The following is a 25,225-nucleotide window of genomic DNA, read 5'->3' on the forward strand; positions in this document are numbered from 1 at the left end:
CGGTTAAGATTTATATCTTAAATCGTTTCATCTCATCATTGGTTACCGAAACAACCTCATTAATCTCATTAATTATGGTTGTTATCTGCTCAACCACAGTCAGGGCCTCCTCTGCAGTGGCCGACGAATTCAGAGCATCCTTTGCAGTGTTCTTGACAAGTCCGCTCATCTCGTTAATACTTGCGGTAATCTCTTCAAAAGAAGCAGCCTGTTCTTCTGTTGCTCCGGCCACACTGGTCATATTATGACTGATCTCCGCCACGGATTTAGTAAGATCAGTAAATGCCGATATGGTCTCCTGAACCGCTCTCTCACCCTGGTTGATAGCAGAACCTGCCTGTTCCATTGCGGTGACGGCCTTCATACTCTGTGACTCAAGATTACTGATCATGGTTGCGATCTTCTGTGCAGATTCACCGGTCTGGTTCGCAAGTGCCTTTACTTCACCGGCTACAACGGCAAACCCTAGTCCAGCATCGCCAGCCCGGGCAGCTTCGATTGCTGCATTCAGGGCAAGAAGGTTGGTCTGTTCAGAGATGTCGGTGATAATCCCGATGATCTTGGTAATCTCATTCATCTGAGACTGGATATCCCGGATCACAACTTCGACCTCGTCAGATGAACGTTTGATACTCATCATCCCATTTTCAGCACTCGCTGCAGAATCAACCCCTTTTCGTGCCAGCTCATCGGCTTCAGCTCCGGCACGGGCAACTGCTTCGACATTGGAAGACACCGATGCAACGGTACTGGTAAGATCCTCCATGGCCCGGAGCACCTGGGAGATTCCTTCTTCACTCTGTTCTGCGTTGGTTTTAGTCTGGTCTGCATTATCAGCGATAATCCCTGCACCACGCCTGACATCGTCAATACCAACTGTTGCTTTTGTCGCATGAACAGCGAGATCATGCATCTGCCTGGTCACAATCTCAAGTGCTTTTGAGACCTCGCTCCCAATGGCATCAAGGGCCTGCCTGAATGCAAGGAAATCACCCATTACCGGGATGTCATGAGGGAACCGGGCAGTAAAATCACAATCGGCATAACTCTTTGAGAGCTGAATTGCACCGTTCAGTGGATGAATGAGTGCTTCAAGCGTTGCATTAAAACCTATAATGATCTCACGATATGAACCTGCCAAATCACCGGGATTTCCACGAACGGTAAGATCTCCTGCTGATGCCCGTTCGGACAAGATCTTTAACTCAGTTATTACAGATTTTAGTGACGCAAGGGTATCTTTAAGAGCGGGAGTGATCTGATCATTCCCACCTCTTATCGTGAGATCTGCAGAGAGATCTCCTGCGGCAATCTGATGCATGGTCCCGACCACGTCGTGTTCAAGATAATCAGAAAAACGGTCAAACATTCCGGCCATTTCTCCGACTTCATCTTTTCGTTCCAGATGCAGACGACCGGAAACAACTCCCTGGCTCATCTGGTCAAACTGGTCCATGACCTGCCGTAGAGGCAGAGTAATACTTCTTGTCACCGCGAATGCAAATCCCAGGGCAATAATTACCGCAAGGAAGCCCAGAATAATCATAACCGGAACGGTCCGATCCTTTTCAGCCTGACCCTCTTGTGCAATCTGTTCAGCATGGGTGAGAATACCGGATTTTAATTTGTCGAACGTATCGACGGTAGCCCGGCGTGCATTCGAGTGTTCTCCCCCATTTGCTATGGAAACCAGTGCCTCATTGGTCTTTCCCTCTGATAATAATGAGAATACTCCCTGCGCAGCCGATTTATACGCATTCCATTGTTCTTCGAATTTTTTAAGATTCTGCTGTACATCGGGCGATAATGAAACTGTTTTCAGACGTGCAATCTTTTCATCGATTTTTTGTATCTCACTCGTAATCCGATCATAATCCTGGGTCCGTTCTGCAGGAATAGCGACAATCCGAAAGACCAGTGCACGAATTGAATTGAGTGAGGTTTCGATCTCTGATACCTCAAGAAGCGGTATTGTTCCATCAGAATAGACCTTATCCATCCCGATGCTGATAGAATTCATCCCGATAAACCCAATCACTCCAACAAGGCCCATCAGGAGGATGACTATGATAAAACCGATAAGAAGACGCGGTCCTATCCGAATATTTGAAATTATATCCATTATGCTCATGATATCCACTGATGATAACGTTCGCTCATAGTAAAAATTTGAGAATTAATTCAGCTTTTATTCTTATAGGTGAACTTATCCATTTCGGTGCCAATCGTTTTGACCACTTCATTAATCTGGCTAATAACATTTGTTATCTGATCCACAACCGCAAGAGCCTCTTCACTGGTTGCAGATGAGTTCAGGGCGTCCTTTGCCGTATCCTTCACAAGCAGACTCATCTCGTTCACACTTGCAGTAATCTCCTCAAATGATGCTGCCTGTTCTTCTGTTGCACTAGCAACCATCTCCATATTCCGGGTAATATCCTCAACCGACGTCGTCAGGGTATTGAATATGCCAAGAGTCTCTGAAAGTGCTGCACTTCCTTCTGCAACCGCCGTTCCTGCTTCAGCCATCGCTCCGGATGCTGCATCACTCTTCTTTTGCAGATCACTGATCATGTCAGCAATATGTTCGGCAGACTGCCTGGACCGTTGCGCAAGAGACTTGACCTCCGCTGCAACCACGGCAAATCCTTTTCCGGCCTCACCGGCTCTGGCTGCTTCGATGGCTGCATTTAATGAGAGAAGATTGGTCTGGTTTGCAATGTCAGTGATGAGATCCACGATCTTTACGATCTCGTGCATCTGTGCCCTGATCTCTGCAAAGATCGTCTCAACCTCTTCACTGGTCTTGGTAATGCTCTGCATTCCCTTATCTGCTTTCCCCGCCGCACCAATTCCCTGCTTTGCGAGATCATTCGCCTGGACACTCAGACCTGCAACCCGTTCAGCATTTGACGATACCTCGGAGATCGTTCTGGTAAGGTCTTCCATGGTCTGCAGGACCTGATTGATTCCATCTTCACTCCGTTCGGCATTCTGCTTTGTCTGATCTGCATTCTTGGCGATAAGCTCAGCTCCCCTGCTTAAATCCTCTATACCTGTCCCGGCCGTCTCCGCCTGGTGGGCGAGTTGTTTCATCTCACGGGCGATAACTGAGAGGACTTCGGAGACATTCATTCCGATCGTATCAAGGGCATCTCTCAGGAGGGCAAGATCCCCTTCAATCTTCAGATTCCGATCAAACTCCGCTGCAAAGTTGCCTGAAGCATATAAATTCGAGATTCTCTGTATCTCCTGAATCGCGCTTTGAACAAAAATGCCGATATTATTTAATGAGTTTTTAAAGAGGACAAAATCTCCTGCAACATGGAGGTTCTCATCAACACGGGTTGAAAAATCAGCCTTCGCATATCGTTCAGCAACCCGCATCGCCTCTTTCACCGGACCGATAACCGCATCAAGCGTGGCATTCACACCTTCGACGATCTTCCTAAAGTCACCCTGATGCTTCGTGGCATCAGCACGGGTATCCAGTTTCCCTTCAACCGCAGCACGGGAGAGCATACCGGCGTCAGCGATGAGACAGTTGACGGCATCAATGCACTGGTTCAGGTTATTCTTGATCTCGTTGAAGTCACCGTTATACGAATCAGTGATCTTCGGGGGGATGTCACCTTTCGAGATACGATCAACATAATCGGCAGCGACATTCAAGGGGCCGATAACTGCATCAAGAGTGGCATTCACACCTTCGACGATCTTCCTAAAGTCACCCTGATGCTTCGTGGCATCAGCACGGGTATCCAGTTTCCCTTCAACCGCTGCACGGGAAAGCATACCGGCGTCAGCGATGAGATAGTTGACGGCATCAATGCACTGGTTCAGGTTATTCTTGATCTCGTTGAAATCTCCGTTATACGAATCAGTGATCTTCGGGGGGATGTCACCTTTCGAGATACGATCAACATACTCGGCAGCGACATTCAAGGGGCCGATAACTGCATCAAGAGTGGCATTCACACCTTCGACGATCTTCCTAAAGTCACCCTGATGCTTCGTGGCATCAGCACGGGTATCCAGTTTCCCTTCAACCGCTGCACGGGAAAGCATACCGGCGTCAGCGATGAGATAGTTGACGGCATCAATACACTGGTTCAGGTTATTCTTGATCTCGTTAAAGTCTCCGTTATATGAATCAGTGATCTTCGGGGGGATGTCACCTTTCGAGATACGATCAACATACTCGGCAGCGACATTCAAGGGGCCGATAACTGCATCAAGAGTGGCATTCACACCTTCGACGATCTTCCTAAAGTCACCCTGATGCTTCGTGGCATCAGCACGGGTATCCAGTTTCCCTTCAACCGCTGCACGGGAAAGCATACCGGCGTCAGCGATGAGATAGTTGACGGCATCAATACACTGGTTCAGGTTATTCTTGATCTCGTTAAAGTCTCCGTTATATGAATCAGTGATCTTCGGGGGGATGTCACCTTTCGAGATACGATCAACATACTCGGCAGCGACATTCAAGGGGCCGATAACTGCATCAAGCGTGGCATTCACACCTTCGACGATCTTCCTAAAGTCACCCTGATGCTTCGTGGCATCAGCACGGGTATCCAGTTTCCCTTCAACCGCAGCACGGGAGAGCATACCGGCGTCAGCGATGAGACAGTTGACGGCATCAATGCACTGGTTCAGGTTATTCTTGATCTCGTTGAAATCTCCGTTATACGAATCAGTGATCTTCGGGGGGATGTCACCTTTCGAGATACGATCAACATACTCGGCAGCGACATTCAAGGGGCCGATAACCGCATCTAGAGTGGCATTAATCCCTTTGGCAAGCAGGAGAAGATCGCCCTCATATTTATCCGGATCAACCCGGGTATCAAGCTGGCCTGCTTTTGCAGCTTGAGTCAGACTGATAATATCCCTGACTGCAGTCTTCTCCGCTGTTTTATCCACATAAAAACTAATAACTGATAGAACATCGCCATTGTCGTCAAGGATCGGGAGATAGAGGTATTCAAGTACCTTCTGCCCTGCCGGAACATCAAGTTCAAGCTCTCCTGAAAGAACGGTCTTCATTTCAATGGCATCCCGTGCTGTTCTTCCGGTTCGTTTGGTCACCGTAAGTTCGGAGAGGTTCATCTTCAGGAGTTGTTCGGTTGAATAACCAGTAACCTGAGAACATGCTGAGTTGATCTTCGCAATAGAGAGGTCAGGATTAATTTCAAATATCGGCACCGGGGCATTCTGAATGATAAACTCTGCCTTCCTCTGCAAAAGTCTGCTCTCATGTGCCTGCCGGTATCTTTTTTGTGAGTGCCGGGAGCTACCAACCCGAAGCGCTTCATCAGATCTCATCGATCGAATCACCATCCTATGTAGTCATTATTGGAAAGCCTGGGGTGTTTCAGGCCCCTGATGGCAGAAACCTGGTATCAATCAGGGCAGAATCTATTACCGCCGTTGATAAAACTGTGGTTGACTGCTGGATTCTGGATACTGCCCGGCTTACGCTGGACCGGATTGAGAAGAATAATGACGATCCCGATCATCAGAAAGCTGCTGAAATATATCAGCGGCCATTTGAATCCTGGAGACCAAAAGTAAAAGAAGCACTTGCTTCTATACAACTCTGATTTTTTGCTGAAAAAAGTTATATTACGGTTATTAACCGCTGTTTATAAACCGTACTTGCCTGTCCGCCTCTGTTTACCGTCAGCCGGACTGAGAATGTCCCTTTCTTGAGATAGGTGTGATATGGATTTTTCTGATATGAAAATCCACCATCACCGAATGACCATGTCCACCTGTTCGGGTTTCCATATGACTGGTCAATGAACTGTACCCGTAATGGTGCCCTTCCATAGGTTGGTGCAGCATAAAAAGCAGCACTTAAATCAGACCCTGGTTTCGGTGTAGGTGATACGGTCGGTGTCGGGGTTGGATATGGAGTATATGTCGGCGTTGGTGTCGGTGTCTTCGTAGGCGTTACCGTCGGGTAAGGGGTATTGGTTGGTGTCGGAGTCGGCGTTGGGGTTGATCCTCCAAGGGCCTTTGCGGCGTTCAGTCTTCCTCCAGATCCAACCTTGCCGGAGAGGGATGATATCGTATCAACACTGCTGAAGATTCTGCTTCGAATCTGGGTCGCAGACATTGACGGATTTTGTGACTTTATCAATGCCGCAACTCCCGACACATGTGGTGTGGCCATGGATGTCCCGCTCAGGTACTGATAGGTGCCTGATTTGGACGTGCTGTAAATACTGACACCCGGCGCTGCAAGATCGACTGAGTTGGGTCCATAATTGGAGAATGATGCCAGTTTGTCATTATAATCCGTCGCCGCTACCGAGAGGATGTTACTGCTGGTAAATGCTGCCGGGTACTGGGGAGCAATATCCGAATTTGCACCGCTGTTACCTGCTGCACATACGACAACTGCAGAAGATGCATCTATGGCATCCTTCAGTGACTGGGTATACCCGGTACCACTCCATGAGTTGGAGATTACGGCTACCCCTTTCCGGTTGGCGTATAAAATTGCAGAAATTGCATCAGATACATATCCAGAGCCCTGGGCATTCAAGAACTTGAGTGGCATTATCTTTACATTCCAGGCTGTCCCGGTGACCCCGATCCCATTGTTTCCCACCGCAGCAATGGTACCTGCACAATGAGTTCCATGACCATTGTCATCCATGGGATCATTGTTCTTTGAGACAAAGTTCCAGCCCCGGACATCATCGATATATCCGTTCCCGTCATCATCAACCCCATTGATGATCTCACCGGAATTTTGCCAGATATTCGCAGCAAGGTCAGGATGATTGTAGTCAACACCAGTATCTACGACAGCAACAACAACATTGGGTGAACCGGTCGTGATGCCCCAGGCTTCAGGTGCGTCGATATCGGCATCGGCCATTCCATAAAACGGGGCCTGTCCGGTGTTGTGAAGTCCCCATAAATACTGGTAGCCGGGATCATTCGGGTATGCAGCAGAATTGATACTCATCGTATCGACATCCGCCACTTTTCCGGTCTTTTCAATCGGACTTAAGGAGATCTTGTAGTCTGGTTCGACATACAAAACATCCGGACTGTTTTTATATGCCTCCATTGCTGCATCAAGTGTGTTCGTGGTAACCTGAACGACCTGCATACCAGGAATTCCTGCATCACTCAGGTCCTTTACCACCGATGTTCCGGCCTGTGTATTTGTTGCTGATTGAATCGACATCATCGAGGATTCAGCTCGTGGGCGGTCAGGATTATATCGCACAATCAGCCGATCAGGCGCATATTCTGTTGACACTTCAACCGACTGGACAGCTATGGGAAGAGCTGAAGACTGTAATACAGCACCAGAAACCCCCGGTGATACCGTCGGAGGAGAAATCTGTTGTATTGGCGATGGATTGGATAAAATACTCTGATCAGGAATCGCCGTTCCTGCCTGTGTGAGTACACAGATGATGACTATCACTCCTGTAAGAAGAGTGAGAGATGAAATGTTCCCTGGAATTATCATGTAAACCCCCTGTGAAATAGCACAGCTAATTTCTTATTTGCCGTCTATATGAAAGAAGTTTCCCGAACAATGACTCTTGATCAGGCAAACAGAGAAAAGACCTGATGTTGTATATATAATGCATCTGCGTATCACCGGGTTCAAATAGATCCAGATGCAGAATTGTAAGTAAGACCCCCCCGGGTGATGTGATGCTGATATCATGGGAGATATAATCTGCCCGAAATGCAACTCGAAAGACACGGATTTTGAAGATCTGGTCACGACGGAATCAGGAAGTATGATTGCAAAATGTAAATGCAATGCCTGTAGTCATACTTGGGATATGCCGTTCGGGTTGTAATAGTGTACCGCTTTCTGATTTATCCTATGGAATTGTTACGGAAATGAAATATTTTCATAGAATGAATGTCGGGGTCATCGGACTTGGCATTTTAATCTTTTGCTGGGGATTTGTCTGGCTTGGAAATGATATCGGATGGTGGAATTTTTCCTTCCCCTTCTGGCCGGTAATTGTGATTCTCACTGGTATTATGATCCTCCTGTATGAATTGAAAAAAACAGTCAGGGAGGAGTAATATATGCCTTTTTCAGGCTTCCGATAAAGATACACTCATCCGGTGCGATAAGATCTATCCCTTCGAACTCCCCAAACTCGATATCAAGACCACGAACCAAGGCTGCCGGGGTCTGTTCATCGGATTCTCCCATGACCAGTTCGGCTGCAGATGCGATATTGTCTGCGACCGCCCGCCTGGTGACCTTGAGTTCCCGGCCAAAGAGATCTTTTCTTCCCCTTTCATCGATGATGGCAGGAATGCCGGAACAGGCGATGGCTACCCCTCCGGATCCATATCGCATGGGATGAGTCCTGCTGTCGATAATGAGAATTGCAACAACACAGCCGGTCTTTTCAAGAATAGTTTTCCGGAGATCGTGTGCCAGTGCATCAGGATCTGCCGGAAGGAGCGTGACATGCCCTTCAGGTGCATTTGATCCGTCAACCCCTGCATTCGGAAGAAGATGTCCAGATTTTATGGATAGTAAAAACCCGGGTATCCCCCCTACAATAGCATCAGACTCCTGGATTACCACTTCAGCCAGAGCCGGTTCGATGTCATACTGCAAAGCTACCTCTCGTGCCTCTTCTGATGGCTGGATAGATTGGAGTTCGATAATTCTACCCTGGGCGGTTGCAACCGCTGACTCTGCAAGGACGATGATATCATGATCCTGCAGGACAAGTCCCTGAGTATCAAAGGCAGCATAGAGATGTTCCAGCAGGGAGTCTCCAGGTTTTATGAGTGCAGTCTGTAGTCCGAAGATCTGAAATTGTCTCATTCCTACCTCATCAGGTGCATGACACTTTTTATTACGTCCCTGGTCTCCGGGATGTCATGGGCACGAATAACTGATGCCCCGTTTTCAATTAATCTGGTCGTCACGGCAAGTGTTCCGGCAAGTCTTCCGGTTGGTGACTGACCGGTTAATTCTCCAATAAATGACTTTCTTGAGACAGCGACAAGAAGTGGCAGATTATATGCCGATAATTCATGAAAATGCCTGCATAGTTCCCAGTCATCTTCTGCTGTCCGTTCAGGTATCCATTTGCCGATGCCAGGATCAAGAATTATATCCTCAATCCCCTGGTCACGTGCCCGTGTCAGAACATTTCTGATGGAGTCATGGGTATCCTTTAGAGAGCGGGCATCACCCGGGGCTTTTCCAGATGCCATAAGAACTGCCGGAAGTCCGGCATCTGCGATGAGCTTTGCCATATCCGGGTTTGAAAGCCCGGAAATATCATTTGCAAGATGGATATCAAAATGAAGAGCTGCATTCAGGACTTCTGGGTGCATGGTATCAATACTGATGACAGAGTCCTCACCTTGCAGTTTGTGTAAAGACTCTTTTATCCGGGCAGTCTCTTCAGATACTGAAATCGGAGGGCTGCCCGGTGCAGTGCTTCGTGCCCCAATGTCGAGAATCTCAGCCCCGTCAGCGATCATCTGAACGGCAGTCTCATGAACCGCTGAAATTGGCACAAAAGAACCTGGATAAAAAGATTCGGGACTAATGTTCAGAACACCCATCAGAACAGGGCAGGGCCTGCCGATATGAATGCCCTTTACATGAAATGTCCGCATCGATTCCTTGCAATATCTGCGGTGTTTTCCATAAGTGATGCGATGGTCATCGGCCCGACACCACCCGGCACCGGCGTAATAGCCCCGGCAATCTTCTCCACCTCATCAAATGCTACATCACCACAGAGTTTTCCGTTAACCTGGTTTGTCCCGACATCAACAACCGTCGCTCCTGGTTTTACCATATCAGCAGTAATGATGCCTGCTTTTCCAGCAGCACTCACGAGTATGTCAGCCTGTTTTGTAATCTCCTTCAGATTCTCTGTCTTGCTGTGACACATGGTCACAGTTGCGTCTGCATGGAGAAGAAGCAGAGCAATAGGACGACCGACGTCTACACTCCTACCAACAACAACAGCCCGCTTCCCTGCTATTGAAATTTTGTTCTCATGAAGAAGTGTCATGATCCCATTTGGTGTGCAGGGCCGGGGACCGGGAAGTCCGGTGACCAGCCTGCCCATATTCAGGGGATGAAATCCGTCCACATCCTTTTCAGGCAGAATGGCTGCAAGAACCGCTTCGGTGTCGATGGATTTTGGGAGAGGAAGCTGGACCAGTATTCCATCAATATCCGGGTCTTCGTTCAGTTGCCGGATACGTTCAAGGATAGTCCGGGTTGTTGTGTCCTCCGGCAGGGAGATATTTACCGAAGATATTCCCACCTGTTCACAAGCCCGGTGCTTCATCCTGACATACATATGTGATGCCGGGTCATCACCTACAATAACGGTAGCAAGAGTTGGGGAGAGGCCCCCCTCAATAATATCTTCTTTCAGCAGTTCGAGTCTACGTGCTGCAAGTCCTTTACCATCTAATATCATGTAAGATCAGGGTAGAGGGGATATTGGCTGGCAAGAGATTTGACTTCTTCCCTGATTGTTTCCTGAAGTCTGGTATTCTTGCTGTCACGGATGATTGCTGCAATCCATTCTCCGATCTGTTTCATTTCACTCTCCTTCATACCCCGGCTGGTAACAGCGGGAGTTCCGACACGAAGACCGCTGGTGACAAAGGGGCTCTTGGTCTCATTTGGAATGGTGTTCTTGTTTACGGTAATCCCGGCATTTCCAAGAGCTTGTTCCGCCTCAAGTCCGGTAATTCCAAAGTTCGTCAGGTCAAGAAGACAGAGATGGTTGTCGGTTCCTCCTGATACAAGTCTGACACCGTTTGCTGATAAAGTCTCAGCCATCGTCCGTGCATTCTTCACAACCTGTTCTGAATATTTTTTGAACTCTTTTGTGGATGCTTCCTTGAAACAGACTGCTTTTGCAGCAATGATATGCATCAGGGGTCCGCCCTGCATTCCGGGGAATACTGCTTTGTCAATTGGTGCTGCAAACTCCTTGTCACAGAGGATGAATCCACCACGGGGACCACGAAGTGTTTTATGCGTGGTTGAAGTGGTAAAGGTTGTCAGACCGACCGGGCTTGGGTGGATGCCGGTTGCACACAGACCAGCAATATGCGCAATATCTGCAACACAGTATGCTCCGACCTCTTCTGAGATTTCAGCAAAGGCCTTAAAGTCAATCTCTCTTGGGTAGGCGCTCGCACCGCATACAATAATCTTCGGTTTGATAGTTCGTGCCATCTCGGCGATCGTGCCATAATCCATCCGCTCTGTCTTTAAATCAACACCATATTGGTGCGATTCATAGATAATACCTGAAAAGTTCACCGGTGACCCATGGGAGAGATGGCCACCCTGTGAGAGGTTCATGGAAAGGATCTTGTCACTTGGCTTGAGGACAGTAAAGTATACTGCCATATTTGCCTGGCTGCCGGAATGTGGCTGAACATTTGCATGTTCTGCACCAAACAGGGAACAAACCCTGTCGCGAGCCAGATTTTCTGCCATGTCATGGAACTCACATCCGCCGTAGTATCGTTTACCCGGATACCCTTCTGCGTATTTGTTCGTCATGATTGAACCGGAAGCTTCAAGGACTGCCCTGCTGACGACATTCTCTGAAGCAATAAGTTCAAGGCCGTTTATCTGACGGTTGGTTTCTTTATCGATGATCGCTGCAATTTCTGGATCAGTCGTTTCCAGATAGGACATGTGCATACACATCTGGCATAAAAGGGTAATATGGTTTTGTAAATCCGGATAATTTTTCCCTGTCATGCGGCCAGTTTAAGAGAAAATGAAAAATTGAGAAGGGAAATATATATGTATTAGTATCAAATACTAACACAGACAGATTGCCGGGTTATATCAGGATTGTAAGGTTATGAGTGAAGAAGGGTACGGGACAAATAATCTTGATGAACGGGTTCGTCTGCTAGAACGGAAAGTAGCAGACATGGAAGCGCTCATCAAAGGCCTGACTGATGAAATGCTGGATATGAAGGCGGTAGTTATGAAGCTGAAAAAGGAACAGCGACCACCACCGGTTATCCAGGCAGTTGCTCCACCAATCTCCCGAAGCAAGGTTGAGCGGGAAAGTCCTGAACCGGAGGCTGAAACGGTAAAACCTGTCTCTCCTCCGATACGGGATAAGATCACCCTGAAGATGCAGCCTGATGGTACATTACAGCCGGAAAAGGAGAGCGGTGAAGAGATTATCATTGCATCCGCCCGCGATGCCCGGATGAGATATAAAGACCAGCATCAGAGAAGTGGTTCGAATGATCTCATCATTGCAGAAGATAAAGAGCCTTCAGAAGACTTGTAAATCAGGAAAATAATTCCCTTTCCTTGCTCTGGTGTAAGGATTTGCATATCACACAACTTGAAATAGATAACTTCAAATCTTTTGGGAGAAAAACAAAAATCCCATTTTTACCAGGATTTACAGTAATTTCCGGACCGAATGGTTCAGGAAAAAGCAATATTATTGATAGTATCCTTTTTGTTCTTGCCCTTTCTTCATCCAGGCATCTTCGTGCAGAGAAACTGACTGATCTCATCAATCTGAACACCGATAGAAATACCGCTGAAGTTGAGATCACCTTCTCTGACGGGACGAATATCCGGCGTCGTATCAAGAGAACCGAAAACACCTATTATAATTATCTGTATCTGAATGGACGCTCCTGCAGGCAGGGGGAGCTTCTGGACTTTCTTGCGGGTCATGGAATTGTCCCCCATGGGTATAATGTGGTCATGCAGGGGGACATCAACCGCATTATTGAGATGAGTGATAATGAACGGAGAAAGATTATAGATGAGATAGCCGGCGTTGCCGAGTTTGATTCAAAGAAAGATATGGCCCTTTCCGAACTCTCACAGGTCAGAGAGCGAATGACCGAAGAGTCGGTTCACATTGAGGAGCTGAGTGTCAGGCTTGCTCAGCTGGAGAAACAGAAAGAACAGGCTGTTTCCTATCGGAAATTACAGGATGAACTGAAATATCTGACAATGTGCCGGTCAGCCGCACGACTATCTGCCCGAAAGAAGGATCAGGATGCACTTCTGCAGTCAATAGCCGAAGAAAAAAGTCAGGTTGTACAGATTGAGGCAGATATCTCATGGAAGTCTCATGAACGGGATTTTATCAGGGATGAGATTGCGGAGATAGATCAGAAGATTGCCGCCAGGACTGGAAGTGAATATATGGCTCTGGTGTCCAGGATTGCTGAGGCAAAGGCTGCAATTGATGGATTTTATCGTTCGATAGATCGGGCCGGACGAGACAAGGAGGAAGCGAATAAAAGGCTTTCTGATGTTTTCACGGATGTAAAGCGACAGGAAGAGCGTATACAGGCCCTTGATACCGAAATGCGGAACCTGATGATTGACCGGACCAATCTCTCTATGACGGCATCTGCAGTACAAAAGGAGTTTGATCGCATATCGCAGGCAATAGCCCAGGAGACGAAAGGTCTTGAAGAAGAGGAGGCTCGACTGGAAAACCTGCGTTCAGAGATTCACAAAATCCGCGAAGAACGGGGTGAATTACTGCATCAACAGGATATTCTCATTGAACGGTCACGGATGCGAAGCGCTGAAGAAGACCGCCTTACCTCCCGTATAATTGCGATAGACAAAGACATCCGGGAGAAGGATGAGGATATCGCAGGTCTTACCACGGCATTATCCCGGCTTACCGAAGAGAAGAAAGAGCATGATCGGATGATGGCCGCTCTTGATACTGCTCTTTATACGAAACGTGAAGAGCATGATCGACTGATTCGACAGATCCGGGATCTTAAAGTTGAAATCGGGAGAAAAGAAGCGCAGCAACAGGCCCAGGGTCGGTATAATCGCGCGATGGAAGCAGTTCTCGGGATGGACGGGGTGTATGGCACTATTGGAGATCTTGCAACCTGTAAACCTGAATATGCGAATGCACTGACTATTGCAGCTGGAGGAAAGATCCATTTTGTTGTTGTAGAAACAGATCAAATTGCTGCGGATGCAATCCGGTACCTGCAGGAGCATAAACTGGGTCGGGTAACATTTCTCCCATTAAATAAGCTCAGGCCAAAACCGCTTCCTTCTCTGCCACCAGGATCAGATGTTCTGGGATTTGCTCTGGATCTGCTTGATTATGATCCCCGGTTTGATGCAGCCTTCAGGGTTGTATTCGGTTCCACCATAGTTATTGATACCCTTGACCATGCACGTAAACGGATTGGTTCATCACGCATGGTGACGCTTGATGGCTCGCTGCTTGAACCATCAGGAACAATGACCGGAGGAAGTATAAAGAAAGATGCCGGCGGGTTTGGGACGACATCGGTTGATGAGGTGAAGCATCTTTCATCCCAATTAGCTGCTCTGACTGCAGATGAGCAGGCACTGTCCGAGTCATTGAAAGCTGATACCACAGAGCGTGATTCTGTACAGAGCCGGAGACTGGAACTTGAAGGTGCCATTGTCAGGGCGAAAGGACAATTGGAATCTGCAGAATCAGCAAAGGTTAATCTCCTTTCCGAGAAGGATTCTCTTCAGAAACAGCGTGAAGCAGCAGGCGGGGGAGGCGGTGGCAGTTCTCTTGAACTTGCAACAGTTGAAGCTGCAATAGAAGAGAAGAATCAGACTCTTGCGGGAATTCAGAAAGCGATTCAGGATATCACTGATCATCTGTCAGAAACCGGCATTCCTCAACTCTACGAACAACGTGAAGAGGCAGAACGACAGATCACCGAGATACAGAGGAGGCTGCATAATAAGGAACAGGAGATCAACGAAATCCGGTTGGAGATTGGGTTTGCCCAGAAAAAAGTTGAGGAAGAACGTCAGCAGATGGAGCGTATCCGGGAACAGATGAAACGGTACGAGGAAGAGATACGCGAGTGTCATGACGAGATTGCGAAGAAGCAACAGGATATCAAGGATGCCGAGACAACAGTAGCCAAGTTCTCCCAGGAGATAGAGGATCTCCGGTCAGAGCGTTCATTACTTTCAAACAAGGCAGACTCCTTTGATCTGGAGATTCGCGAGTTTTCAGGGAAAAAGGATCGGGTTCTGCTGAAAATAGAGAGTATGGAGGAGAAATTATCTGCTCTGAAATCGGAAATTGCAGAGCTGGTAACCGAAGCAGGTGAGTGCAGAACCGATTTAAGTGAAGAGGAGATTGAAGACCGGTCACAGAAGACAATCGTCGCCATTGAACGTCTTGGGGATGTCAATATGCGGGCCATAGAGGAGTATGAACAGGTCCATGCAGTTGTTGCGGAACGAATGTCCAGGGTTGAAACGTTAAAACGGGAGATGAATGATATTCAGGAACGGATAGAATTTTTCTCAAAGAAAAAGTATGAAGCCTTTCAGGATGCGTTCACATCTATAGATGCCAATTTCAGGGATATCTTCTCACGCCTTACCATGGGTTCCGGAGAACTCAGGCTTGAAAACCCCGATGATCCCTTTACTGGTGGTCTGTCTTTTGCAGTCCAGCCACGTGATAAAAAAGTGCACCATCTCTCTGCACTCTCCGGTGGTGAAAAGTCGCTTACAACGCTTGCCTTTATCTTTTCAATACAGAAATACATCCCTGCGCCATTTTATGCATTTGATGAAGTGGATATGAATCTTGATGGATCAAACGTAGTGCGGATAGCAGAGATGATCCGGGAGTTATCAGGAACGTCACAATTTATTAACATCTCTCTTCGAAAACCGATGATTGATTCTGCAGACCGAATCCTCGGTGTGACTATCCGGCCTGACAAGACCAGTCTTGTGACCGGGGTGAGTATGGATGATTGATGATCCGGTTGAAATCCTGGTAAAGATGGCTGAACGCGGGGAGATTGATCCCTGGAATGTTGATATTACTGAAGTTACGGATCGGTTCTTTGTCGAGATGGAAAAACAGGAGATGCTTGATCTCCGCCTTTCAGCGAGAACTCTTCTGTATGCCGCAACTCTTCTGCGGATCAAATCCGATTATCTGAAAGATCGCTCCTGGGGATTTGAGGAAGAAGATGACGGGGGGGATATCCCTGAGAGTCCGGACGATGATGTTCTGTCACGGATTCACAATCCAGTCCAGCTGCTTGAACATGAGATCACGCGCCGGCTGGAACGAAAGAGTATGCGCAAACAGCCGATTACCCTTTACGACCTCATCAACCTTCTTCGGAATGCAGAAAAAGAAGAGCGAAGGCGACAACGCGAAGTCTGGAGTTATGACGGGCTCGTGTATACTGAAGAAGTCGTCTCAATCGCCCATGAGGAAGCGTACCAGGAGAATGCCATGGAAGTATTAACCTGCTGTGTGGACTGTGTGTCTCAGGGCAGGAAAGTCACTTTATCGGAGATTGCAAACCGTCTGAAATGGCCGGTCGTTCATGTATTTATCCCGCTGCTCTTCCTTATGCATGAAGGATACCTGGAGATTTCCCAGGATACGTTTTTTGGCGAGGTATATATTGAGCCCAATCCAGCCACGTATGCGGCGATTCAGCATGCGACCGGATCAGGTATGATCTGAATCTGCGCTCTAGAGAGAATAGAGACCTCCGGAGATCCTCCCGGCTCCTGCATCGGAAGTATAATTCCGAAAAAATATCTTCATAAAACCGAGTTGGAAAATATTGACCGATGTAACGCAGATAGAGTGAATGTGATGAAGTGACAGAAATTTTTCTTCAGAACCTCGTTATCTATATATGTGAATTCGATCAACTATTGTATCCCACACGCTTCCTGAAACATCAGGAGCCGGCGGCCGGGGAATGATTGTTCGGGAAGGGCAATACGAAAGTATATAACCTTCAGCGAGCAACGTAAGAGGCCGTTTTAATGGAGACCCGACGAATGCACTTTGGTGCAGTATCGGTTCTGACATAGGAATACTGGTAATGTGGATATCTGTCTGCATCTGCCAATACTTTAAGAGATACAGTGTGCGAGAAAAATAGAAATTCTGGTTGATCCTGCCAGAGGCCACTGCTATCGGGGTTTGACTAAGCCATGCGAGTCGAGAGGTGCAAGACCTCGGCGTACTGCTCAGTAACACGTGGACAATCTGCCCTGAAGAGGAGGATAATCCCGGGAAACTGGGGGTAATACTCCATAGTTCGTGCTGACTGGAATGTTATGCGAACGAAAGATCCGTCGCTTCAGGATGAGTCTGCGGCCGATTAGGTAGTTGTTGGGGTAACGGCCCAACAAGCCTGTCATCGGTACGGGTTGTGGGAGCAAGAGCCCGGAGATGGATTCTGAGACACGAATCCAGGCCCTACGGGGCGCAGCAGGCGCGAAAACTTTACCATGCGGGCAACCGTGATAAGGAAACCCCGAGTGCCAGCACAGGCTGGCTGTCCACCAGTGTAAATAACTGGTGAAGAAAGGGCCGGGCAAGACCGGTGCCAGCCGCCGCGGTAATACCGGCGGCTCGAGTGGTGGCCGCTATTACTGGGCTTAAAGGGTCCGTAGCTGGATATACAAGTCCCTTGAGAAATCCGCCGGCTTAACCGGTGGGCGTTCAGGGGAAACTGTATTTCTAGGGACCGGGAGAGGTGAGAGGTACTGCCGGGGTAGGAGTGAAATCCTGTAATCCCGGTGGGACCACCTATGGCGAAGGCATCTCACCAGAACGGGTCCGACAGTGAGGGACGAAAGCTGGGGGAGCAAACCGGATTAGATACCCGGGTAGTCCCAGCTGTAAACGATGCGCGTTAGGTGTGTCAGTGACCACGTGTCACTGAGGTGCCGAAGGGAAACCGTGAAACGCGCCGCCTGGGGAGTACGGTCGCAAGGCTGAAACTTAAAGGAATTGGCGGGGGAGCACCACAACGGGTGGAGCCTGCGGTTTAATCGGACTCAACGCCGGAAATCTCACCGGATAAGACAGCTGAATGATAGTCGGGATGAAGACTCTACTTGACTAGCTGAGAGGAGGTGCATGGCCGTCGTCAGTTCGTACTGTGAAGCATCCTGTTTAGTCAGGCAACGAGCGAGACCCACGCGAGCAGTTGCCAGCTTGACCTTCGGGTTGATGGGGACACTGCTCGGACCGCCTCTGCTAAAGGGGAGGAAGGAATGGGCAACGGTAGGTCAGCATGCCCCGAATTATCCGGGCTACACGCGGGCTACAATGGACAGGACAATGGGTTTCGACACCGAGAGGTGAGGATAATCTCCTAAACCTGTCCGAAGTTCGGATTGCGGGTTGTAACTCACCCGCATGAAGCTGGAATCCGTAGTAATCGCGTTTCAACATAGCGCGGTGAATATGTCCCTGCTCCTTGCACACACCGCCCGTCAAACCACCCGAGTGAGGTCTTGATGAGGATGTATCAGTGATATGTTCGAATCTGGGTTTTGCAAGGGGGGTTAAGTCGTAACAAGGTAGCCGTAGGGGAATCTGCGGCTGGATCACCTCCTAACGAAATGAAAGTTGTGGCAGATGGAGACAGACCATAGAGTTATCAGTGTTCCGGAATGGAATCAGAGGGCTCGTAGCTCAGCTGGAAGAGCGCGGCGTTTGCAACGCCGAGGCCTGGGGTTCAAATCCCCACGGGTCCACTGGTATTTTTCGATGCACCCGGTCTGGCGACAGAACCGGGGAAGGGCTTGAGACCCCGTGAAACCGGGGCGATGATACGCTGTGTAGAGGAGATGCGTAGAGAAAATCACTAGGCGTTTCTGGACGTTACATGGGTTTGAAGAAACTACAAAAAGACGTTCTTACGCCTGTCAGTGGATGGCTCGGTTCGGGTGCCGACGAAGGGCGTGCCAAGCTGCGATAAGCTCCGGGTAGACGCATGGAGTCATTGAACCGGAGATCCCCGAATAGGACATCCAGATGCATAAAGCATCATTCCGCCATCGGAAAGGGAACGCCCCGAATTGAAACATCTTAGTAGGGGCAGGAGAAGAAACCAACCGGGATGTCGTTAGTAGAGGCGATCGAACACGACAGAGTTCAAACCGAATCCTTCGGGAGATGTGGTGTATGGACCGCGGCATAAGATTTGCATTCAGAACTGAAGTTACCTGGAACGGTATACCAGAGAGGGTGACAGTCCCGTATGTGTATGCATGCAGACTTTAGCGGTATCCTGAGTAGCGTGGGTCGGAATTCCCGCGTGAATGTGGGGGTCATCAACCTCCAAAACTAAATACTCCCCGAAACCGATAGCGTAGTAGTAGCGTGAGCGAAAGCTGAAAAGCAACCCTGGAAAGGTGTTGAAAAGTGCCTGAAACTGACAGGTTATCGCGTGATACGGCACGAAAGGATCTTCAAAGCGAAGGAACGAGTTGCGAGACTCAAGTACGGGTTTTGTTGCCGGTGTCGTATCGTACGTTTTGAAGAACGGGCCAGAGAGTTTATTCTGTTGGCGACGGTTAATTTCTATGAAAGAAGCCAGAGGGAAACCAACAAGTCCGCAGCCGTAAGGTCAGGGACGACGTACTACCAGTGCGTGGAGTCAGCAGGATAAGACCCGAAGCCCGGCGATCTATGCGTGGGCAGGTTGAAGCGTGCCGAAAGGTGCGTGGAGGACCGCAAGCGGTTTTGATATGCAAATCATTCGCGTGACCTGCGTATAGGAGTGAAAGATTAATCGAGCCGGGCATCAGCTGGTTCCTCTCGAAACATGCCGTAGCATGACCTGATCTGAGATCGACAGTGAGGTAGAGCACTGATTGGGGAAGCTGGGGAAGAAATTCCTCACTCTCCTGTCAAACTCCAAATTCCCTGTCATCAGCGACGATCGGAAGTCCGCATTACGGGGTAAGCTTGTAATGCGTAAGGGAGACAACCCAGACCGTGGTTAATGTCCCTCAGTGCAGGCTCAGTGTAAACACTGAAAGTAGTCCTGGGTCAAAGACAACTGGGAGGTGAGCTTAGAAGCAGCTACCCTTTAAAAAGTGCGTAACAGCTTACCAGTCAAGATTCAGGGCGCTGAAAATGGACGGGGCTTAAGCCTGCCACAGATACCACGGACCATACGAATTGTATGATGGCGTAGAGAGGCGTCCTGCATGGGCGGAAGCAGGGTTGCAAGATCCTGTGGACCGTGCAGGAATGAAAATTCTGGCAGTAGTAGAAGCTTAAGATTGGTGAGAATCCAATCCGCCGCAGGGGCTAGGTTTCCTCGACAATGTTCGTCAGTCGAGGGTTAGTCGGTCCTAAGACGTACCGTAATTCGAGTACGCCGAAAGGGAAACAGGTTAATATTCCTGTACCTGTATCAAACAATCCTGACGCTTTCGGATAGGCATTGCGGAGTCATCGCTCCGTCTAAGCCGGATATGAAATTGGAGTACCGTAATGGTGAGAATTTTTCAAAACGGTGATGGGGTAACAATGCTGATTCCAGGAGCCCGTGAAAAGGGTGATACGGTCCGTACCGAGAACTGACACAGGTGCCCCTCGCTGAGAAGGCGAAGGCGTGTCGGGAGTAAATGTGTTAAGGGAACTCGGCAAATTAGCCCTGTAACTTTGGGATAAGGGGTGCCTGCCCAGCGATTGGGCAGGTCGCAGTGACAAGATCGCTCCGACTGTCTAATAACAACATAGCAGACTGCAACTCCGAAAGGACTCGTATAGTCTGTGATTCCTGCCCAGTGCGAGTATCTGAACACCGGGTTCAACCGGACGAAGGACTCGTAAACGGCGGGGGTAACTATGACCCTCTTAAGGTAGCGTAGTACCTTGTCGCTTAATTGGCGACTTGCATGAATGGAATAACGAGAGCGATACTGTCCCTAACACATACCCGTTGAACCTTTTGTACTAGTGCAGAGACTAGTGACTCCTTATGGGAAGTGAAGACCCCGTGGAGCTTTACTGCAGCCTGTCGTTGGGTTACGGTATTACCTGCGCAGGGTAGATGGGAGACGTCGATCCAACCCTTGTGGGGGTTGGTTAGTCACCGATGAGACACCATCCTGGTTTTATTGTAATTCTAACTGATTTATCAGGACATCGATAGGTAGGCAGTTTGGGTGGGGCGCCACACCCTCGAAAAAATATCAAGGGTGCCCTAAGGTCAACTCAAGCGGGTCAGAAACCCGCTGAAGAGTGTCAAGAGCAAAAGTTGGCCTGACGCGATTTCGCATAGCAAGAAATCGCGAGAGGAAACTCGGGTCTAACGAACCAATACGCCCTGTTGATGAGGGCTATTGACTACAGAAAAGCTACCCCGGGGATAACAGAGTCGTCGCCGGCAAGAGCACATATCGACCCGGCGGCTTGCTACCTCGATGTCGGTTCTTTCCATCCTGGCTGTGCAGCAGCAGCCAAGGGTGAGGTTGTTCGCCTATTAAAGGGGATCGTGAGCTGGGTTTAGACCGTCGTGAGACAGGTCGGTTACTATCTATAAGGAGTGTTGGAAGTCTGAAGGCAAGAATGAAATAGTACGAGAGGAACTTTCATTCGGCGCCACTGGTCTACCGGTTGTCTGACAAGGCAACGCCGGGCAGCTACGCGCCAAGAGATAAAAGCTGAAAGCATCTAAGCTTGAAACTCAGCCTGAACAAGAGACTTCATGAAAGACACGGGTAAAAGACCCGGTTGATAGGTTCGGGATGTACGCACGAAGGCAACGACGTGTTCAGTCCGCGAATACTAATCGTCTTAATAACGTCAATTCATGTTTCTCAAACCCAGACGAAATCCTTAAACGCTGGTGTAATTATATCTCGCATCTTCCACACATCCAAGCCAGGCCAAGTGGCTGAGCAGTCACGCGGTTGACAGCAGGTCAACTCAATTCCGGTTCGAACCCGGAGTTTGGCTATCAATAGCGGCCACAGCAGGTGTGTCACACCCGTTCCCATTCCGAACACGGAAGTTAAGACACCTCACGTGGATGACGGTACTGAGGTACGCGAGTCCTCGGGAAATCATCCTCGCTGCTATTGTTCAACGAGAAAATTCTATTGTAACTGATTTAAAAGCACGAGGCTTAACCGGGTCATACCGGTGTTCAGTTTCAATAGCGGCCACAGCAGGTGTGTCACACCCGTTCCCATTCCGAACACGGAAGTTAAGACACCTCACGTGGATAACGGTACTGAGGTACGCGAGTCCTCGGGAAATCATCCTCGCTGCTATTGTTCAATGAGAAAAACTATTCTTTTAGGTTTGTTTCACGTATTGATTTTGCAATGCTTTTTACTAAAGAATCAATACAAAAATTGATATCTGTCCCTTTCTTCTCACGGGAAAACCTCATATGGTTACCTGATCCTCAGGTTATTGAAAGTCATATGATAAAATGGTCAGATGTTTTTCGGATATGCAGTATATTATTTTTCGTTGGATTGTCCTGCAGTTACTCTGTTATTGCAGCAAATACAAGTGAACCAGATACAGCATTCATGGATTTAACGTCTTCAAAATCTGTAGTTGAAGTTGGGGACACCATCCTCGTCGAGGGTTACATTGTCCCTTCGTTACTATCCAGACCTGGAGATCGGGTTCTCCTGCAGGTAACCTCTCCGAAAGAAAGCAGGGCTGATACCTATTATCAATTGAAAACCAGCACTGAAGGATTATTTAATATCGAGTTTCTGGCTGATGCCATTGGTGACTGGAGTTTTCAGGCACGATATAGTGAATATGCAAGCCCGGTCGTTCCGGTTAAAGTAACCCCACGGGCAAAAGTGAAAGAGACAGAACTTACCATATCTGGTCCTTTTAATCGTGTCTTTATGGGAGAGTCCGGCCAGATGAGTGGCTGGCTTCGGGATTATGAAGGAAACGGCATCCCTTACCGAGAGGTCTGGTATTCATTTGGTCTTCCTTCATACAGTTGTGTCCTGTGTGAAGATGATGCAAGGCGAATCTGGCAGACACTGGGACCTGTTACTACTGATGAAATAGGGTATTTTGAATTCAGTTTTCCCGCCCGTGACAAGGGAACGTATGCCGTAAAAGCATCATTCCCTGGTGATGAAATATTTGCAAAGGCTGAATCAGAAACAGTATATCCAAACGTTCTCTGAAAATAGGGATAGTCCGGTTCATCCCGGAATTGCATATTTTTTCTCCAAAGCATTTGCCCCGAACGTTGTGATGGTTACCAGAAGAAGGTACACAATCGCAACGGCGATGAAGGTTTCATTGTATGCAAAATATTTGGTTGCAATAAGCTTGCTTGCACCGGTTAATTCAATCACGGTGATCATATAAGCCAGCGATGAATATTTTATAAGATAAATAAATTCATTCGAAATCCCTGGTATTGACCGACGTAATGCCTGGGGTAATACAATATTTAAAATAGCCTGATTCTTTGTCATACCAAGTGCTTTTGCAGCGATTAATTGACCTTCTTTTACTGATAATATTGAGCCTCTGATATATTCTGAATTATAGGCACTATTGCAGAATATAAATCCCAGAACTGAGGCAACAAAGGGGGTCAGAACAATACCAACTGAAGGTAGTCCGAAATACAGAATAAAAAGGAGCAGTAATAATGGGCAACCCCTGAAAAATATGGTGTATATGTGCATCAGCCAGGAAAGACCTTTTCCACCATACACCCGCCCGCATGCAACTCCAACCCCGAGAAGAAAACCAATGGGTGCAGTAATAGCAACAAGCGCCAGAGTTATGAGCAGGCCATTTGCAAAGGCCGGGACCATAATGTCAAAGATGAAGGATATCTGATCCATGGTTCTGCCTTACTGACTATACTCCCTGAATTCTCCAATAAATGCCTTACACCGTTCAAATTTAGGATTATTCAGAAGTTCAGCGGGAGTTCCCTGTTCCTTGATATGTCCATGTTCCATAAAGCAGATTTTACTGGCAACAGAACATGCAAATCCCATCTCATGAGTCACGACCAGCATGGTCATACCCTCTACAGCCAGTTTTTTCATCACTTCAAGAACTTCCCTGGTCAGTTCGGGATCAAGAGCACTGGTAGGTTCATCAAACAACATGATGTCCGGGTCCATGGCAAGAGCTCTGGCAATCGATACCCGCTGGGCCTGTCCTCCGGATAACTCTGCAGGATAATGATCAGCCCAGTCAGCCATGCCGACCTGTTTTAACTCAAACATTGCCTTTTCCCGTGCTTCTTTCGGGTCCATCTTTTTCACTTTCAGGAGGGCAATCTCAACATTTCTGACAGCAGTGAGATGATCGAACAGGAAAAAGTTCTGAAAAACCATGCCGATCTTTTGTCTGAAATAATTTATCCGGGGGCCTGCATGAGTGACCTCTTCGTCATTCAAAAATATCTTTCCACTATCAGGAATTGTCAGCTGATTAATGCACCTGAGGAGAGTACTTTTTCCTGTACCTGATGGGCCGATAAAACAGATCGTCTCGCCTTTTTTGACATCTAATGAAACTCCTTTCAGGACTTCATTTTTTCCAAAGGCTTTTTTGATATTTTCAATCCGTAAAATATATGTGGTGTCAGTCATGTGATTATGATCCTCCTGGTCCGAAACCTGGTATTGCAATCTTCTTCTCGACCATATGAATGCATGAAGTTCCCGCATAACTGAGCAGAATAAAAATTACAGCACAGGCAAGGTAAATTGGCATGGTAACGTAGGTTTGTGAGACAATTTGTGATGACCGGGTGAGTAACTCGGCTACTCCGATTGCATAACAGACAGATGACTCGGTTAATATCTCCGGATACTGATTCGACCATCCGGGAAGAGCAATTCTCAAGGCCTGGGGTAGAATAATGCTTTTGATTGCCTGAAACCGTGACATACCCAGTGAACGAGCAGCGATCATCTGACCTTCGGAGATTGACTGGATTGCTCCACGGAATACCTGTGACTGATATGCTGCACCCCACAAACCCAGAACTACTGCTCCAACATAGAATGCAGGTAAATCCAGTCCTAATGCAGGAAATATACCAAAATAGAATAAAAATAGGAGAACAAGGACAGGAAGACCTCTGAAAAACCATACGAACGTTGCAATTGCAGATCGTACAGGAAGTGATCCATAGACCTGACCCAGAGCCAGGGGAAGTCCGACTCCCGCCCCGATAATAAGGGCAGATGCGACAAGACCTAGTGTCAGTACAATTCCACTGAAAAGATATGGAAACCAGTCGATTAAAATGGATAATGCCATAATCTGTTAAACTCCGGCCCTGACATCATGATCTTGCGGGATGCAATCCCTTATAGATCCACAATAGATGGCCTTGGATCTTTTATAATCAATAATGGGTAGTA

At 48.0% G+C, this 25,225-nt stretch carries 16 protein-coding genes, 1 tRNA gene and 4 rRNA genes; 11 read left to right on the top strand and 10 right to left on the bottom strand.

The window, feature by feature from the left end:
- Positions 1-10 precede the first annotated feature (10 nt).
- Positions 11-2,122 (bottom strand): HAMP domain-containing methyl-accepting chemotaxis protein, encoded by a 2,112-nt coding sequence (locus tag MHUN_RS16955; RefSeq protein ID WP_052288771.1) that lies wholly within the window; start codon positions 2,120-2,122, stop codon positions 11-13.
- A gap of 59 nt (positions 2,123-2,181) precedes the next feature.
- Positions 2,182-5,250, bottom strand: coding sequence for a methyl-accepting chemotaxis protein (locus tag MHUN_RS00075; RefSeq protein ID WP_239441545.1), 3,069 nt, complete (start codon positions 5,248-5,250; stop codon positions 2,182-2,184).
- A 14-nt stretch (positions 5,251-5,264) separates the two neighbouring features.
- Here MHUN_RS00075 and MHUN_RS00080 point away from each other — a divergent pair, with 14 nt between their 5' ends.
- Complete coding sequence (locus MHUN_RS00080; protein WP_239441546.1) at positions 5,265-5,609, top strand: hypothetical protein; 345 nt, start codon at positions 5,265-5,267, stop codon at positions 5,607-5,609.
- Between the two features lie 17 nt (positions 5,610-5,626).
- Here MHUN_RS00080 and MHUN_RS00085 read toward each other — a convergent pair whose 3' ends face one another.
- Positions 5,627-7,504, bottom strand: coding sequence for a S8 family serine peptidase (locus tag MHUN_RS00085; RefSeq protein ID WP_011447093.1), 1,878 nt, complete (start codon positions 7,502-7,504; stop codon positions 5,627-5,629).
- A 386-nt stretch (positions 7,505-7,890) separates the two neighbouring features.
- Here MHUN_RS00085 and MHUN_RS00090 point away from each other — a divergent pair, with 386 nt between their 5' ends.
- Positions 7,891-8,082: a hypothetical protein gene (locus MHUN_RS00090; protein ID WP_143709294.1), complete on the top strand. Its 192-nt coding sequence runs from the start codon at positions 7,891-7,893 to the stop codon at positions 8,080-8,082.
- On the opposite strand, the gene cofE is transcribed toward MHUN_RS00090, so the two are convergent.
- From cofE to glyA, 4 genes are read right to left on the bottom strand one after another with little or no spacing between them, the layout of a single operon-like run.
- Entirely contained in the window at positions 8,069-8,845 is a 777-nt protein-coding gene (gene cofE, locus MHUN_RS00095) for a coenzyme F420-0:L-glutamate ligase (RefSeq protein ID WP_011447095.1), read from the bottom strand. The genes MHUN_RS00090 and cofE overlap by 14 nt on opposite strands.
- Before the next feature lie 2 nt (positions 8,846-8,847).
- Positions 8,848-9,651 carry a dihydropteroate synthase gene (folP, locus tag MHUN_RS00100; protein WP_011447096.1) on the bottom strand — a complete coding sequence of 268 codons (804 nt, stop codon included), beginning with the start codon at positions 9,649-9,651 and terminating at the stop codon, positions 8,848-8,850.
- Entirely contained in the window at positions 9,633-10,472 is an 840-nt protein-coding gene (folD, locus tag MHUN_RS00105) for a bifunctional methylenetetrahydrofolate dehydrogenase/methenyltetrahydrofolate cyclohydrolase FolD (RefSeq protein ID WP_011447097.1), read from the bottom strand. Before folD ends, folP begins: the two co-directional genes overlap by 19 nt.
- Complete coding sequence (gene glyA / locus MHUN_RS00110) at positions 10,469-11,713, bottom strand: serine hydroxymethyltransferase (protein ID WP_048067159.1); 1,245 nt, start codon at positions 11,711-11,713, stop codon at positions 10,469-10,471. Before glyA ends, folD begins: the two co-directional genes overlap by 4 nt.
- Positions 11,714-11,885: 172 nt before the next feature.
- On the opposite strand from glyA, the gene MHUN_RS00115 reads away from it, so the two are divergent.
- The 9 genes from MHUN_RS00115 (at position 11,886) to MHUN_RS18005 (ending at position 23,008) form a co-directional block, all read left to right on the top strand.
- A complete protein-coding gene (locus MHUN_RS00115; protein WP_011447099.1) occupies positions 11,886-12,329 on the top strand; it encodes a DUF7518 family protein in 444 nt (147 codons plus the stop codon).
- Positions 12,330-12,370: 41 nt separating this feature from the next.
- The gene (gene smc / locus MHUN_RS00120) at positions 12,371-15,811 is read left to right on the top strand and encodes a chromosome segregation protein SMC (protein WP_011447100.1); all 3,441 of its coding nucleotides are present in this window, start codon (positions 12,371-12,373) and stop codon (positions 15,809-15,811) included.
- The gene (locus MHUN_RS00125; protein ID WP_011447101.1) at positions 15,804-16,538 is read left to right on the top strand and encodes a segregation and condensation protein A; all 735 of its coding nucleotides are present in this window, start codon (positions 15,804-15,806) and stop codon (positions 16,536-16,538) included. Before smc ends, MHUN_RS00125 begins: the two co-directional genes overlap by 8 nt.
- Before the next feature lie 432 nt (positions 16,539-16,970).
- Positions 16,971-18,436, top strand: a 16S ribosomal RNA gene (locus tag MHUN_RS00130).
- 68 nt (positions 18,437-18,504) lie between these two features.
- A tRNA-Ala gene (locus MHUN_RS00135) sits at positions 18,505-18,577 on the top strand.
- Positions 18,578-18,727: 150 nt separating this feature from the next.
- Positions 18,728-21,651, top strand: a 23S ribosomal RNA gene (locus MHUN_RS00140).
- 149 nt (positions 21,652-21,800) lie between these two features.
- Positions 21,801-21,922 (top strand): 5S ribosomal RNA (gene rrf, locus MHUN_RS00145).
- Positions 21,923-21,995: 73 nt separating this feature from the next.
- Positions 21,996-22,117 (top strand): 5S ribosomal RNA (rrf, locus tag MHUN_RS00150).
- The 16S, 23S and 5S rRNA genes sit together here with 1 tRNA gene alongside, the layout of an rRNA operon.
- A 153-nt stretch (positions 22,118-22,270) precedes the next feature.
- Positions 22,271-23,008 (top strand): hypothetical protein, encoded by a 738-nt coding sequence (locus MHUN_RS18005; protein WP_143709295.1) that lies wholly within the window; start codon positions 22,271-22,273, stop codon positions 23,006-23,008.
- 18 nt (positions 23,009-23,026) lie between these two features.
- Here the strand turns inward: MHUN_RS18005 and MHUN_RS00160 are convergent, their stop codons facing one another.
- The 3 genes from MHUN_RS00160 to MHUN_RS00170 are packed head-to-tail and all read right to left on the bottom strand — an operon-like array spanning position 23,027 to position 25,121.
- Positions 23,027-23,683 (bottom strand): amino acid ABC transporter permease, encoded by a 657-nt coding sequence (locus MHUN_RS00160; protein WP_011447103.1) that lies wholly within the window; start codon positions 23,681-23,683, stop codon positions 23,027-23,029.
- A 9-nt stretch (positions 23,684-23,692) separates the two neighbouring features.
- Positions 23,693-24,445 carry an amino acid ABC transporter ATP-binding protein gene (locus tag MHUN_RS00165; RefSeq protein ID WP_011447104.1) on the bottom strand — a complete coding sequence of 251 codons (753 nt, stop codon included), beginning with the start codon at positions 24,443-24,445 and terminating at the stop codon, positions 23,693-23,695.
- Positions 24,446-24,449: 4 nt separating this feature from the next.
- A complete protein-coding gene (locus MHUN_RS00170) occupies positions 24,450-25,121 on the bottom strand; it encodes an amino acid ABC transporter permease (RefSeq protein WP_011447105.1) in 672 nt (223 codons plus the stop codon).
- Positions 25,122-25,225: the final 104 nt, after the last annotated feature.

Origin of the sequence: Methanospirillum hungatei JF-1 (assembly GCF_000013445.1) — an archaeon.
GTDB lineage: Archaea > Halobacteriota > Methanomicrobia > Methanomicrobiales > Methanospirillaceae > Methanospirillum > Methanospirillum hungatei.

What these genes read in the sequence shown, in the direction of transcription:
- MHUN_RS16955 (WP_052288771.1), bottom strand. Translation starts at nt 2,122, where the DNA reads ATGGATATAATTTCAAATATTCGGATAGGACCGCGTCTTCTTATCGGT.
- MHUN_RS00085 (WP_011447093.1), bottom strand. Translation starts at nt 7,504, where the DNA reads ATGATAATTCCAGGGAACATTTCATCTCTCACTCTTCTTACAGGAGTG.
- MHUN_RS00090 (WP_143709294.1), top strand. Translation starts at nt 7,891, where the DNA reads ATGAAATATTTTCATAGAATGAATGTCGGGGTCATCGGACTTGGCATT.
- cofE (WP_011447095.1), bottom strand. Translation starts at nt 8,845, where the DNA reads ATGAGACAATTTCAGATCTTCGGACTACAGACTGCACTCATAAAACCT.
- folP (WP_011447096.1), bottom strand. Translation starts at nt 9,651, where the DNA reads ATGCGGACATTTCATGTAAAGGGCATTCATATCGGCAGGCCCTGCCCT.
- folD (WP_011447097.1), bottom strand. Translation starts at nt 10,472, where the DNA reads ATGATATTAGATGGTAAAGGACTTGCAGCACGTAGACTCGAACTGCTG.
- glyA (WP_048067159.1), bottom strand. Translation starts at nt 11,713, where the DNA reads ATGTCCTATCTGGAAACGACTGATCCAGAAATTGCAGCGATCATCGAT.
- MHUN_RS00115 (WP_011447099.1), top strand. Translation starts at nt 11,886, where the DNA reads ATGAGTGAAGAAGGGTACGGGACAAATAATCTTGATGAACGGGTTCGT.
- MHUN_RS00125 (WP_011447101.1), top strand. Translation starts at nt 15,804, where the DNA reads ATGATTGATGATCCGGTTGAAATCCTGGTAAAGATGGCTGAACGCGGG.
- MHUN_RS18005 (WP_143709295.1), top strand. Translation starts at nt 22,271, where the DNA reads ATGATAAAATGGTCAGATGTTTTTCGGATATGCAGTATATTATTTTTC.
- MHUN_RS00160 (WP_011447103.1), bottom strand. Translation starts at nt 23,683, where the DNA reads ATGGATCAGATATCCTTCATCTTTGACATTATGGTCCCGGCCTTTGCA.
- MHUN_RS00165 (WP_011447104.1), bottom strand. Translation starts at nt 24,445, where the DNA reads ATGACTGACACCACATATATTTTACGGATTGAAAATATCAAAAAAGCC.
- MHUN_RS00170 (WP_011447105.1), bottom strand. Translation starts at nt 25,121, where the DNA reads ATGGCATTATCCATTTTAATCGACTGGTTTCCATATCTTTTCAGTGGA.